This window comes from Roseateles sp. GW821-FHT03B02 (genome assembly GCF_059421025.1).
This window is the reverse complement of the sequence record NZ_JBWKUV010000011.1, coordinates 26324-39722: the sequence shown is the minus strand read 5'-3', so window position 1 is coordinate 39722 and position 13399 is coordinate 26324. Positions and strand designations below refer to the sequence as shown.

Annotated in this window: 13 protein-coding genes; 8 read left to right on the top strand and 5 right to left on the bottom strand. The window is 70.7% G+C overall.

Annotated features, from left to right (window positions below):
- Nucleotides 1–68: 68 nt before the first annotated feature.
- From AC07VX_RS24140 to AC07VX_RS24115, 6 genes are all read left to right on the top strand, one after another.
- Nucleotides 69–1634, top strand: a complete 1566-nt coding sequence (locus tag AC07VX_RS24140; protein ID WP_493166725.1) for a methyl-accepting chemotaxis protein — start codon at nt 69–71, stop codon at nt 1632–1634.
- A 76-nt stretch (nt 1635–1710) separates the two neighbouring features.
- Entirely contained in the window at nt 1711–2781 is a 1071-nt protein-coding gene (locus tag AC07VX_RS24135) for a sensor histidine kinase (RefSeq protein ID WP_493166723.1), read from the top strand.
- A 75-nt stretch (nt 2782–2856) separates the two neighbouring features.
- The gene (locus AC07VX_RS24130) at nt 2857–3633 is read left to right on the top strand and encodes a LytR/AlgR family response regulator transcription factor (RefSeq protein ID WP_493166722.1); all 777 of its coding nucleotides are present in this window, start codon (nt 2857–2859) and stop codon (nt 3631–3633) included.
- Between the two features lie 40 nt (nt 3634–3673).
- Nucleotides 3674–3928, top strand: a complete 255-nt coding sequence (locus tag AC07VX_RS24125; RefSeq protein ID WP_493166721.1) for a hypothetical protein — start codon at nt 3674–3676, stop codon at nt 3926–3928.
- Nucleotides 3929–3951: 23 nt separating this feature from the next.
- Nucleotides 3952–4767 (top strand): hypothetical protein, encoded by an 816-nt coding sequence (locus tag AC07VX_RS24120; protein WP_493166720.1) that lies wholly within the window; start codon nt 3952–3954, stop codon nt 4765–4767.
- Nucleotides 4768–4819: 52 nt separating this feature from the next.
- On the top strand, nt 4820–6622 hold the full coding sequence (locus AC07VX_RS24115) for a glutamine--tRNA ligase/YqeY domain fusion protein (protein WP_493166719.1): 1803 nt from the start codon (nt 4820–4822) through the stop codon (nt 6620–6622).
- 37 nt (nt 6623–6659) lie between these two features.
- Here AC07VX_RS24115 and AC07VX_RS24110 read toward each other — a convergent pair whose 3' ends face one another.
- From AC07VX_RS24110 to dbpA, 3 genes are all read right to left on the bottom strand, one after another.
- Nucleotides 6660–6869 carry a hypothetical protein gene (locus AC07VX_RS24110; protein WP_493166718.1) on the bottom strand — a complete coding sequence of 70 codons (210 nt, stop codon included), beginning with the start codon at nt 6867–6869 and terminating at the stop codon, nt 6660–6662.
- Nucleotides 6870–6979: 110 nt separating this feature from the next.
- Nucleotides 6980–7873: a hypothetical protein gene (locus AC07VX_RS24105; protein WP_493183969.1), complete on the bottom strand. Its 894-nt coding sequence runs from the start codon at nt 7871–7873 to the stop codon at nt 6980–6982.
- A 77-nt stretch (nt 7874–7950) separates the two neighbouring features.
- On the bottom strand, nt 7951–9363 hold the full coding sequence (gene dbpA / locus AC07VX_RS24100; RefSeq protein WP_493166716.1) for an ATP-dependent RNA helicase DbpA: 1413 nt from the start codon (nt 9361–9363) through the stop codon (nt 7951–7953).
- 128 nt (nt 9364–9491) lie between these two features.
- On the opposite strand from dbpA, the gene AC07VX_RS24095 reads away from it, so the two are divergent.
- Complete coding sequence (locus tag AC07VX_RS24095; RefSeq protein WP_493166715.1) at nt 9492–10001, top strand: hypothetical protein; 510 nt, start codon at nt 9492–9494, stop codon at nt 9999–10001.
- 33 nt (nt 10002–10034) lie between these two features.
- On the opposite strand, the gene AC07VX_RS24090 is transcribed toward AC07VX_RS24095, so the two are convergent.
- Nucleotides 10035–10379, bottom strand: a complete 345-nt coding sequence (locus AC07VX_RS24090; protein ID WP_493166714.1) for a translation initiation factor Sui1 — start codon at nt 10377–10379, stop codon at nt 10035–10037.
- Nucleotides 10376–12571 carry a S9 family peptidase gene (locus AC07VX_RS24085; protein ID WP_493166713.1) on the bottom strand — a complete coding sequence of 732 codons (2196 nt, stop codon included), beginning with the start codon at nt 12569–12571 and terminating at the stop codon, nt 10376–10378. The genes AC07VX_RS24090 and AC07VX_RS24085 overlap by 4 nt, the downstream gene beginning before the upstream one ends.
- Before the next feature lie 151 nt (nt 12572–12722).
- Between AC07VX_RS24085 and AC07VX_RS24080 the strand changes: the two genes are divergently transcribed.
- Nucleotides 12723–13382 (top strand): peroxiredoxin, encoded by a 660-nt coding sequence (locus tag AC07VX_RS24080; RefSeq protein ID WP_493166712.1) that lies wholly within the window; start codon nt 12723–12725, stop codon nt 13380–13382.
- The last annotated feature ends 17 nt before the right edge of the window (nt 13383–13399 follow it).

Sequence of the window (13399 nt, the reverse complement as noted above, 5' to 3'; positions counted from 1 at the left end):
CGACGCGAACGGCCCGTTCATGCAGACTCTCTGCATCCGGGAGACGACCTCACAGAAGGGTGGATGGCATGAACGCTCTGAAGCAATTGCGCATTGGCAGCCGGCTGGGCGTCGCGTTCGCCGTCGTGCTGGCGCTGATGCTGGCGGTCGCAGCCATCAGCGTGCGCGGCATCTACCGCGTCGCCGCGGGGCTGGAGACGGTCTACCGTGACCGCACCATTCCGCTGGCCCAGCTCGGCGAGCTGAACAACCTCTCCACCCGCAACCGCCTCGTCATCGTGGAGATGCTGCGCGCGCCGGGCTTCGATGAAATCAAGCGGCGCAGCGACGAACTCGCCGCCAACCTCCAGCGCGGCCAGTCGCTGATGGACCAGTACCTGGCCACGCAGCTGACCGAGCAGGAAAGAGACCTGGCGCAACGCTTCGTCGCGGCGCGCAAGGCCTATATCGACGAAGGTCTGCTGCCGGTGGGCGCGGCGCTGTCCGCCGGGGGCATGAGCAGCGCGCAGCTGATCTACGAAGAAAAGACGCTGCCGCTGGGCAGCAAGGCGCGCGAGCTGTCCGACCAGCTCGTCAAGCTGCAGGTCGACGAGGCCGCTGCCGAGTACCAGCGCGGGCAGGACACCCGCGGGGCGGCAGTCGCCACGACCGCCCTGCTCACCGCAGCCGCGCTGCTGTTGGGCGGGGGCCTGGCCTGGCTGATCACGCGCTCCATCACGGAGCCGGTGCGGCGTGCCGTCGGCTACGCCCAGGCCGTGGCGGGTGGCGACCTGCGCTCGGCCATCACCGCCGAAGGGCGCGACGAGATCGCCGAGCTGCTGGCCGCGCTGAGCCAGATGAACCAGGGCCTGGTGAACATCGTGCGTCAGGTGCGCCAGGGCGCCGACTCCATCCTCACCGGCGCCGGCGAGATCGCCAGCGGCAACGCCGACCTGTCGCAGCGCACCGAGGAGCAGGCCGCCAACCTGGAGCAGACGGCTGCCTCCATGGAGGAGATGAACGCCACGGTGCGCCAGAACGCCGAGACGGCGCAGACGGCCACCCAGCTCGCCGAGTCCGCCAGCGGCGTGGCCGCGCGCGGCGGCCAGGTCGTGCAGCAGGTCATCGCGACGATGGGCGACATCTCGGCCAGCTCCAGCCGAATCGCCGACATCATCGGCACCATCGACGGCATCGCCTTCCAGACCAACATCCTGGCGCTGAACGCCGCCGTGGAGGCCGCACGGGCCGGCGAGCAGGGCCGCGGCTTCGCCGTCGTGGCCGGCGAGGTGCGGGCCCTGGCCCAGCGCAGCGCCGAGGCGGCGCGCGAAATCAAGGCCCTGATCGGCCAGAGCGTGGACAACGTCGACGCCGGCTCGCGGCTCGTCGGCGAGGCCGGCAGCACGATGACCGAGATCGTCACCCAGGTCCGGCGCGTGGCCGACCTGATCGCCGAGATAGGCTCGGCGACCCAGGAGCAGACCACCGGTATCGGCCAGGTCAGCGAGGCCGTGCAGCAGCTGGACCGCGTCACGCAGCAGAACGCCGCCCTCGTGGAGGAGGCCGCCGCGGCCGCCGACAGCCTGCGCGGCCAGGCCCAGCGCATGAACGAGGTGGTGGGCGTCTTCAAGCTCGACACCGGCGGCGACCGCTGAATGCGGCTGGCGCCGCGCCGGCCCTGTTCGTCGCGCCTCGCTGGCAACGCGCCGCGCGCGGCATGATGCTGGCGGCATGACCACGCCTTCCCGCCACCACTCCTGGCTGACCCACATCGGCGGCACGGCCGCCATCTGCCTGCTGGCCGGCCTGGTGAACTACCTCGTGCGTGGCAGCCACTTCGGGCTGTCCATGCTGTATTCCTTCATGATCGGCGCGCAGATCTCCGCCTGGATCTCGCTGCTGTCCACCGCCATGAGCCGGCTGCTGCGGCGCTGGCGCGGCGACAGCCCGGCGCTGAGCCAGGGCTGGGTGGGCTGGGGCTGGATGCTGCCCTGCGTCGCCCTGGGGTCGGTGGCGGGCTATGCCGGTGGCGTGGCGTTGACCAACGCCATCACCGGCCTGCACGAGCCCCTGCCCTGGCAGCTGCCGGGCGGCCGCGCCGCACTGTCGGTCGGCTTCGCGCTGCTGATGTCGCTGCTGGCCACGCTGTTCTTCTTCTCGCTGCTCCGCGTCAATACATTGCGGCTGGCCCAGGCGCAAGCGCTGCAGCAGGCCGCCGAGGCACGGCTCACGCTGCTGCAGAGCCAGCTGGAGCCGCACATGCTGTTCAACACGCTGGCGCATCTGCGCGTGCTCATCAAGCTGCGCCCCGACGAGGCCCAGCGCATGCTGGACCGCCTCATCGACTACCTGCGCGCCACGCTGCAGGCCAGCCGCGCGTCCGAGCACGCCCTCGCGGACGAGTTCCAGCGCCTGTCGGACTATCTCGCGCTGATGAAGCTGCGCATGGGCGAGCGGCTGCGCGTGAAGCTGGATCTGCCGGCCGAGCTGGCCGGCATCGCCATCCCGCCGCTGCTGCTGCAGCCGCTGGTGGAAAACGCGATCAAGCACGGGCTGGAGCCGCATGTGGAGGGCGGAGAGCTGCGCGTCAGCGCCGCCAGGGCCGGCCAAAGTCTGGTGCTGGAGGTGGCCGAGAGCGGCGTCGGCCTGGCTTCGGGCAGCGAGCTTGCCGCCATCGGCACCGGCTTCGGGCTCGGCCAGGTGCAGGAAAGGCTGGCGCAGCGCTACGGCGGCGGCGCCCGCTTCGCGCTGCAGTCCCAAACTGGCGGCGGCAGCGTCGCCCGCATCGAGATCCAGACATGAAGCCACCACGCTCACTTCGTTCACTCCCGACCGAGGCGGCGCGTCAGCGCCTTCGCGCGGCCGGGCGCCGCTGACATGACCCCGACCGCCCTGATCGCCGAGGACGAGCCCCTGCTCGCCGAGAACCTGCGCGCCGAGCTGGCCACGGCCTGGCCGGCGCTGGACGTCGTCGCCCAGGCCGGCAGCGGCACGGCGGCCGTCGAGCTGGCGCTGCGGCATCGACCCCAGGTCTGCTTTCTCGACATTCGCATGCCGGGTATGACGGGGCTGGAGGCCGCCCAGGCCATCACCGAGGACTGGCCGGACGACGCCGGCGCCCTGCCCCTCTTCGTCTTCGTGACGGCGTATGACCAGTATGCGCTGCAGGCCTTCGAGACGGCCGCGGCCGACTACCTGCTCAAGCCGGTCACGCCCGGGCGTCTGGCCCAGAGCGTCGAGCGACTGCGGGCCCGCCTCGCCGAGCCGGCCACCGGCGACGCCACGCTGGCCACGTTGCGCCAGCTGCTGGCCCAGGCCGCGCCGGCACCGCGGCTGCGCCATCTGCAGGCCGCCGTCGGCGAGGCCATCGAGCTGGTGCCCGTGGACGACATCGCCTACCTCGAAGCCGCCGACAAATACGTGCGCGCCGTGACTCCCGAACGCGAGTTCTGGGTGCGCGTGTCCCTGCGCGAGCTGCTGCCCCAGCTCGACCCCGAGCGCTTCTGGCTGGTGCACCGCTCGACCGTCGTCCATATCGACGCCGTCGCCCGGGCGCTGCGCCAGGAGAACGGCACCGTGCAGCTGGAACTGCGCCGCCGGCCCGAGAAGCTGACGGTCAGCCGCGTGCACGCACATCGTTTCAAAGCCCTGTAGCCTAGCAACGATGAAAACTGTATAAACGGTTTTCATCGTTATGAGCCAGCCCCGCAAACCCGCCCCGGCCGAACGCGCCAAGCTCGTGCGCGACGGCTTCACCATGCCCGAGGCCGACTACGCGCTGATCGCCCAGCTCAAGCACCGGCTGCACGACGCCAGGCGCGAGGCCAAGAAGAGCGAGCTGCTGCGTGCCGGCCTGCATGCGCTGGCCGAGCTGGACGCCCAGGCCCTGGCCGCTGCGCTGGACCGGCTGGAACCCGTCAAGACCGGGCGGCCGCGCAAATCGGGCTGAGGAAGCGGGCCGAGGAGACACCCATGAGTGACGCAACCTACTGGTGGCATCTGCTTTGCGCCATCGCGGGGCTCAACCTGGTCGCCTGGACGGCCTCCACCGCCTGGCTGCACCGCAATCGGCCCGACGGCGCGACCTGGCCGCACCAGCGCCTGCAGCTGCTGCTGTCGGCCCTGTACGTGCTGGGCTGCGGCTACCGCTCCCTGCTGCCGGTGTTCGACGTACCGCGCCTCGTCATGGTTGATTCGTGGGCGTCCAGCGTCATCGTCGGCCGCACGGTGGCGACGCTGGCGGAACTGAGCTTCGCCGCCCAATGGGCGCTGCTGCTGCGCGGTGCGGCGCTGGCCACGCGGCACCGCGGCGGGCTGTGGCTGTCGCACGCCGTGCTGCCGCTGATCACACTGGCCGAGTGCCACTCCTGGTATGCCGTGCTGACGACGCGCAACATCGGCCACGTCGTGGAGGAAACGCTGTGGGGCACGGTCGCCCTGCTCAGCGTGCTGGCCCTGCTGGCCCTGTGGCCCCGCACCACCGTGCGGGCCAGGCGCTGGCTGGGTCTGGCCATCATGGCAGGCAGCCTCTATGCCGCCTACATGTTCACGGTTGACGTGCCCATGTACTGGGAACGCTGGCTGGCCGACGAAGCCGCCGGCCGCGTCTATCCGACGCTCTCCGCTGGCGTGGCCGATGCTGCCTACCGCTGGCACGTGTCGCACGACTGGGCGCACTGGCGCAGCGAGGTCGTCTGGATGACGCTCTACTTCAGCGTCGCCGTCTGGATCAGCATCGGCCTGGCCCATGTGCGGCTGCCGCTGCGGGCACACCCGCCGGCTCCGTAAAATCGCCGCATTCCGCCGGGCCATGTGGCCCGGTTCCGTTTTAGAGCCCGCCATGAGCCAGCCCGCCTCCTCCGCAGCCCCCGCCAGCAACTTCCTGCGCCAGCGCATCGAGCACGATCTCGAAGCTGGCACGTTCGCCGGCCGCCATTTCGCCGGCACGCCGGGCGACGCCGCCCACCACGCCGCGGGCCCGCTGGACGAGGCGCGCATCCGCACCCGCTTCCCGCCCGAGCCCAACGGCTATCTGCACATCGGCCACGCCAAGAGCATCTGCCTGAACTTCGGCCTGGCACGCGACTTCGGCGGCGCCTGCCACCTACGCTTCGACGACACCAACCCCGAGAAGGAGGAAGTGGAGTACGTCAACGCCATCAAGGAGATGGTGCAGTGGCTGGGCTGGAGCTGGGGCGACAACCTCTACGAAGCCAGCAGCTATTTCGACTTTATGTATGCCGCGGCCGAGGCGCTCGTCAACGCCGGCCATGCCTATGTGGACGAGCAGAGCGCCGACGAGATGCGCATGAACCGCGGCGACTTCGGCAGGCCCGGCGTGAACAGCCCCTTCCGCGACCGCAGCCCAGCCGAGAACCTGGCCCGTCTGCGCGAGATGCGCGACGGCCGGCATGCCGACGGCGACATGGTGCTGCGCGCCAGGATCGACATGGCCTCGCCCAACATCAACCTGCGCGACCCGACGCTGTACCGCATCAAGCACGCGGAACACCACGCCACCGGCAGCAAATGGTGCATCTACCCGATGTACACCTTCGCCCACCCCATCGAGGACGCGCTGGAGCGCATCACCCACAGCATCTGCACGCTGGAGTTCGAAGACCAGCGCCCTTTCTACGACTGGCTGCTGGAGCATCTTGCCGACCTGGGGCTGCTGGCCCGGCCCCTGCCGCAGCAGATCGAGTTCGGCCGCCTCAACCTGAACTACGTCGTCACCAGCAAGCGCAAACTGCGCCAGCTGGTGGAGGAGAAGCACGTCAGCGGCTGGGACGACCCGCGCATGCCGACGCTGGTGGGCCTGCGCCGCCGCGGCTTCACGCCGGCCAGCCTGCGCGCGATGGTGGAGTCCACCGGTGCCAGCAAGCAGAATGCCTGGATCGACGATACCGTCCTCGACCAGGCCCTGCGTGCCGACCTGGAGCCACAAGCCCCGCGCGCCTTTGCCGTGCTGCAACCGCTGAAGCTGAAGCTGACGAACTACGCCGAGGTCTTCGGCAGCAATGACCACCGCGAGTCCTGCGAGACGGCCGCCCACCCGCACAAGCCGGAGCTGGGTCAGCGCAAGTTCTCTCTCGGCCCCGAGCTGTGGATCGAGGCCGAGGACTTCGTCGAAGTGCCGCCCAAGGGCTATTTCCGCCTGTACCCGCCACAACGGCAGCCTGACGGCAGCCTCAGCCCGGGCAACAAGGTGCGCCTGAAGGCCGGCTACATCGTCGAGTGCACCGGCGCCGAGAAGGACGCCGACGGCAACGTGACCGCGGCACTCGCCACCGTCATCCCCGACACCAAGAGCGGCACACCGGGCGCTGATGCCGTGAAGGTCAAGGGCACCATCGGCTGGGTGGGCGCGCACGAAGCGGTGCAGGCCGAGGTGCGCCTGTACGAACGCCTGTTCGCCGAACCCCAGCCCGATGCCGGCGGCCGCGACTTCATCGAGTTCCTGAACCCGAACTCGCTGCGCGTGGTGCAGGGCTTCGTCGAGCCCTCGCTGGCCGGCGCGGCGGCCGACCAGCGCTGGCAGTTCGAACGCCACGGCTACTTCGTGACCGACCGCGTCGACCACCGCGCCGACCGGCCGGTATTCAACAAGATCACCGGGCTGAAGGACAGCTTCTCGAAGTGAGGCTCAGGCGCTGCGTGGCGAGCGCGGCACGGCGCCTTCAGCGACGCAGCACGACGGGCGTGGCGTATTCACGACCGACGACGGCGCGGGCGAAGAGATAGTTCTGCCGCGCCCGGTCGCTCAGGGAATCCAGGCGCACGCCGCCATGGGCATCGCAGGGAAAGGCGAGCGCCCGGCCGGCCTGGAACAGGGACTCGAACCGCAACTCGTAGTCGTCGCACATCAGGGGCATGGGGCGTGAGTTCATGTTGCACCTCGTCTTGCAACCAGACTAGGCGCCGCCCGGGGCCTTTGCGCGTGAAAAGGTCGCAACCGCGGCCACCGCCCCCCGCAGTTGACGGTCCGCGCGCCAAGATGTCACGGCTGGCGCGGCGATGCTCTCAGCACATCGATCTGGAAAGGCCGGTCGTTCATCTCGACGATGGCGGGGCTGGGCACGTTCAGCGTCATCAGCCGGCGCTGGGGCAGGTTCAACAGGGCCAGCGAGGGCTGCAGGTGCTGACGCAGCAGGGTCTGCAGCGAGCCGTCGGCAAAAGCCAGGCGCAGGCCGCGGGCGAGGCGCTCGATGACCACATGGTTGCCGGGGTGGGTGTAGATGTGTTGCGGCAGGTCGTAGGCCAGCAGAAGGCTGTCGTCCAGGGCCAGGCCCTTGAGCCCGGCATGGGCGCGCACCTCCTCGCCCACTTCCAGCACGCTGCGGCAGAACAGGTCGGCACGGCCCAGCGCGATCATCTGGAACAAGGCCTCGTAGGTAGCGATCTCGGCCACCGTGAAGCCGTTGGCGCGCAGGATGTCGGCGTCGGCCCAGCCGCGGCCCTGCACGTGGCGCAGCCGCGCGATGGCGCTCAGCGTGTCGGCCTCCCGGACGAGGGCGCGGTGCGGCGCGTGCACGAAGCAGACGCGGTAACGGTTGACGCCCAGGTGGATGGGAAAGAGCACCGGCACCAGGCCGGCGGCGCGGCCGGCGTCCGGCCCGGTGACGAGCAGAAAGTTGGGCACGGTCTGCTGGGCGGCCTCCAGCAGCGCGCGGCGCTTGTTCATCGACGCGGAGAGCTGCAGGCGGTAGGCGCCGTCGCTGGCGCGGGTCTTGTCCAGCGCCAGCTGCACGGCGTCGCGGATGTAGGCGTTGCGCAGGTCGGTGTCGCTGTCGGGTGCGCGCAGCGTCAGCGTCAGCTCCTGCGCGCGAACGGGGCCGGCCGCTGCGATCGGCAGCGCGGCCATTCCTCGGAGCAGATGGCGTCGGTGCAGCATGTGGGGCCCTGGGCTGAGGGCCAATGTAGCCGCCACGCGCAGGCCGCGGAATGCCGGCTTATCCCTAAAACTGACAGTTAGGACGCCGCTGGGTCGGCGAGGTCGGCTAGGCGCCTGACCTTGACCTTGCGGCCCTTGAGCTTGCCCAGCGACAGCCGGCGCACCGCTTCCCTGGCGATGCCGCGCTCCACGGCCACGTAGCTGTGGAAGTCGGTCACGTTGATCTTGCCGATCTGCGCGGCGGTGAAGCCGGCCTCGCCGGTCAGTGCGCCGAGGATGTCGCCAGGGCGGATCTTCTCCTTGCGGCCGCCCAGGATCTGCAGCGTGTCCATGGCCGGCAGCAGCGGGCCGCCCGGCGCGTCGCGCAATTCGTCCAGCGGCTGCCACGTGAACTCCCGCCCCTGCAACTGCTCGATGCGGCCGATGCGGCCCATCTCGTCCAGGCTGGCCAGGCTCAGCGCCAGGCCTTCCGCGCCCGCCCGGCCGGTGCGGCCGATGCGGTGCACGTGCTGCTCGACGTCGGCGCTGATGTCCACGTTGATGACGCAGGCCAGGTTGGCAATGTCCAGGCCGCGCGCGGCAACGTCGGTCGCCACCAGCACCGAGGCGCTGCGGTTGGCGAACTGGATCAGGACCTGGTCGCGGTCGCGCTGCTCCAGGTCGCCGTGCAGGGCCAGCGCGACGAAGCCCTGGGCGGCCAGCACGGCTTCCAGGTCGCGGCATTGCTGCTTGGTGTTGCAGAAGGCGATGGTCGATTCGGGCCGGAAGGCGCGCAGCAGGCGGGGCACGGCGTCCAGGCGCTCGGCGTCACTCACCTCGAAGGCGATCTGGCGGATGGTGGAGGCCGCGGCACTCGTGGCCCCGGCGACCTTGACGGTCTGTGGCTCACGCATGAACTTCTGCGCGATGTCCATCACCGCCTCGGGGAAGGTGGCCGAGAACAGCAGCGTCTGCCGGTTGGCAGGCGCCCGCCTGGCGATCGCCTTGATGTCGTCCAGGAAACCCATGTCCAGCATGCGGTCAGCCTCGTCCAGCACCAGCGTGTTCAGCGCCGACAGGTCCAGCGTGTCGCGCTCCAGGTGGTCGATGAGCCGGCCCGGCGTGCCGACGGCGATGTGGGCGCCGAAGGACAGGCTCTCGATCTGCGGCTTCATCGGGCTGCCGCCGCACAGGCTCAGCACCTTGATGTTGTCGGCCGCGCGGGCCAGGCGGCGGATCTCCTGCGTGACCTGGTCGGCCAGCTCGCGCGTGGGGCACAGCACCAGCGCCTGCACGCGGGGCAGGTCGGCCTTGAGGCGGTGCAGTAGCGCCACTGCAAAGGCCGCCGTCTTGCCCGAGCCGGTCTGGGCCTCGCCAATGACGTCCCGCCCGGCCAGGGCCAGCGGCAGGCTGGCGGCCTGGATGGGTGTCATCTGCGCGTAGCCAAGCTGGTCGAGGTTGGCCAGCATGGCGGGGCTGAGGGGCAGGCGGGAGAAAGCGGTATCGGTCATGGCCCGATTGTCGAGGGTGTGACTTTCTGCGCGGATTCAGCCCCCCGGACGGGCGGCCTTGCAATTGCTCACACCTCGCCGGAAGCGGCTCCCTAGCATGCCTTTTGGTCCCGTCGCCGGCCCGCCCCATGCCCACCGTCCCGCCCTCTTCCCAGCCATCCTCCCAGCCCTCCCGTCCGGCCCAGCCCCGCCTGCTGAGCGGCGCCGGCGGCACCCGCACCGCGGGCACCAAAGCCGCCGATGCCACCACCTTCACGGCCACCGTGCCCTTCAAACGGCCTCAACCCCAGGCCAGGCCGGCGCAAGCGCCGGCCGCCCCCGGCCTGCCACGCTGGGCCAAGGGTGTCGTCATCGGCGGCGTGCTGCTCGCCGTCGGCATGCCGGCCTCGGTGCTGATGTCGCGCTCCATGCTCGTGCAGGAAGCCCTGGCCGAGCAGAGCAGCTCCAAGGCCGCCATGGTCTGCACAGGCGGCGATGCCCGCGCCGTCGACAGCTCCAGCCTCGGCGGCTGGCTGTTTGGCGGCTCCTATTTCAGCTGTGGCGACTGGGAGACGCACGAGGCCCGCGTGCAGCGCGACCGCGACCAGGCCCAGGCCAACTACCTGGCCCGCGAAAGAGCGCGCCAGGGCCTGCAGTAGCCGGCAGCCGCGGCGCCGGCCCGGGCCGCCGGCTCAGCCGCCGGCGCGCTTGACCTTCCAGCCCTCGGGCCGTGCCTGCAGCCAGGCCGCGAGCTTGTCGGCGTGGTCGCCCTGGATCTCGACGACGCCATCCTTCACCGTGCCGCCGCTGCCGCAGGCGGCCTTGAGCTGCTTGGCCAGCGCGGTCAGCGCCGCATCGTCCAGCGGCAGGCCGCGGATGACGGTCACGCCCTTGCCCTTGCGGCCCGCCGTCTCGCGACTGACGCGCACGACGCCGTCGCCCGCCGGGCGCGCCTTGGCCTTGCAGGCGCACTGGGCGACGGGCTGGCGGCAGCCCGGGCAGACGCGGCCGACGTCGGTGGAGTAAACCAGGGTCATGGCTTCAGATGCCTCTCGAAGAAGGCATCCATCGTGCGGTAGAGGTGCAGCCGCGCCGCGCGGCCGGCGATACCGTGGGCCTTGCCGGGGTAGATCTGCAGGTCGAAGGTCTTGCCGGCGGTCTGCAGGGCCTCGACGAGGCGCAGCGTGTGCTCGAAGAGCACGTTGTCGTCGGCCGTGCCGTGTACCAGCAGCAGGGGCTTGGCGAGCAGCCCCGCCCGGGCGGGCAGGTTGGCGCCGGCATAGGTCGGGGCCTTACCCGCTTGCGGCATGCCAAGGTAGCGCTCGGTATAGGCTGTGTCGTAGAGCGTCCAGTCGGTCACCGGCGCCACGGCCACGGCGGCGGCGAAGGGCGTGTCGGCATCCAGCATCGCACGGGCGCCGAGGAAGCCGCCGTAACTCCAGCCGAAGAAGCCGATGCGAGCCGGGTCCACGCCGGCCACGCGCTCGGGCAACTGGCGCACGGCGGCGAAGAGGTCGGCCACCTCGACCTTGCCGAATGCGGCATGGTGGGCACGCCTGAACTCGCGGTCACGGTGCTCCATGCCGCGCGTGTCCAGCATCAGCACGCCGTAGCCGCGCTGCTGCCAGTAGGCGATCAGCGGCATGTCTCGGCCCCAGGCCCAGGCCACCGTCGCGGCGCCGGGGCCACCGTAGGCCAGCACGATGACGGGGCGCCTGCCCTGCTGCGGCCCCTGGGCGGCGAAGAAGAAGCCGTTCAGCGCAGTCCTGCCGTCGGCGGCCGTGAGCGCCAGCACCAGGGGCGTGTTGCTGAAGGCCCTGAGCGCCGGGTCGGGCGCATCGCCGGCCAGCAAGATGGCATCGCCGCGGCCCAGCGTGCGCAGTTCCAGCCGCGGCGGCTCGCCCCAGGCGGAACGCGTGACGAGCAGCCGCGCGCAGGCGCTGTCGGCCTTCGCGTCGCGCCACTGGCGCTGGGCCGTGCCGGGCACGGCCTGCGCCTTGCCGCCGGCCAGCGGCACGAGGTAGAGCTCCTGGCTCTTGCCCAAGTCGCCCGCGGCGGCGAAGACGACTCCGCGCTCGCCCACGCAGACCGCGTGCGCGACCGGCTCGGAAGCCTGCGTCAGCGGCGTGCGCGCGCCCGTGGCGCGGTCGATCAGCAGCAGCTGGCGCCGGCCCGAGGCCTCGCTGGACCAGAGAAGGCCGCGTGGCGTCTCGATGAGGTCGTCGTGCACGTCGACCCAGGCGGCATCGGTCTCGACAGTGATGTCGCGGGCTGCTGTCTTGAATTCGGTCAAGGTCAGCCGCGTCTGGTCACGCGTGAACCATTGCAGCCAGGGCGCGCCGTCGGCGAACCAGCCGGCACGGGCGATGTACTCGGCCGCGGCTGGCAGCGGCAGCGCGCGGCGCTGGCCCGTCGCCGCGTCGATGACGAAGGCCGTGACCCTGGCATTCGCCTCACCGGCAGCGGGGTAGCGCTGCGCCGTCATGGCCGTGCGGTCGGCAAAGATCTGCGCGCGCGTCTTGATGCCGACACCCGACTCGTCCACGCGCAGCACCAGCAGCGACTTGCCGTCCTTGGACCACCAGAAGCCACGCTGCCGCCCCAGCTCTTCGGCGGCGATGAATTCCACGAGGCCCCAGCTGAGCGTGTCGCCACCGTCCTCGGTCAGCTGGCGCGGCCTGGCGCCGGCGCCAAGCGGCAGCACATAGAGATTGCCGCCCTGCACATAAGCCAGGCTCTGGCCATCGGGCGCGCAGCGGGGGTCGAGCTTGGGCGCGTCGGGCGTGCTGGTGAGGCGCTGCGCCTGCGGGCCGCCGCCCCCCAGCCGCACCAGGTAGAGATCACCGGACAGCGGGAAGAGCAGCGCGCCGTCATCGCCACCGCACCACTGGTAGCCAGTGATGCCGCGCTGGGTGATGCGCTGGCGCTCCAGGGCCATCTTCTCGGTCTCGCTGAGCTGCTGCGCGGCGCCACCGAGCAGGTCGGCCGCGGCGACGAGCCTGCGCGGCTCGCCACCCGCGCTGGGCTGGGCCCAGAGCTCCAGCACCTCGCTGTCCGCCGCCGAGGGACGCAGGAAGCTGACCCATTGCCCGGCGGGCGAGATCTCGGCCTGGCGCGGCAGGCGGCCGGCAAGGGGCGGGTCGGCGGTAAGGCGTTCGAGGCTGGGGGTCTGGGCCGGAGCTGCGCTCGTGACGCAGGCGGCGGCCAGCAGGGTCATGAGGATCTTCATCGCGACATGCTAGCCGCGACCTCGGCTCATGCCGGCCGACGCCGGCTTCGGCACGGCGGGCCGATAGACGCGTTCCGAGCAAGCTCATGCGGGACAGGTGCCCGGACCCTTCCTATCATTCAGCCCGCCCTCCCCCACACCTGGAGCCACCATGTCCCTGCGCATCAACGACATCGCCCCCGACTTCACTGCCCAGACCACGCAAGGCCAGATCAAATTCCACGACTGGATCGGCGACCAGTGGGCCATCCTGTTCTCCCACCCCAAGGACTTCACGCCGGTGTGCACGACCGAACTGGGCTACATGGCCAGGATCGAGCCGGAGTTCACCCGGCGCGGCGCCAAGCTGATCGGCCTCTCCGTAGACCCGGTGGACAACCACCACCGCTGGGCGGCCGACATCGAGGAGACCCAGGGCCATCTGCCCAAGTACCCCATGATCGGCGACCACGACCTCGCCGTCGCCAAGCTCTACAACATGCTGCCGGCCGACATCGAGAGCACGTCCGAGGGCCGCACGGCGGCGACGAACGCCACCGTGCGCTCGGTCTTCATCGTCGGCCCGGACAAGCGCATCAAGCTGATGCTGACCTACCCGATGACGACGGGGCGCAACTTCGACGAGATCCTGCGCGTGCTGGACAGCCTGCAGCTGACCGCCAGGCACAAGGTCGCCACGCCGGTGAACTGGAAGCCCGGCGAGGACGTCATCATCGCCGGCTCGGTCAGCGACGAGGACGCCAAGGCGCTGTTCCCGCAGGGCTGGAAGGCGCCCAAGCCCTATCTGCGCATCACCAAGCAGCCGCGCTGATTCCCTGGCGGCGCGGC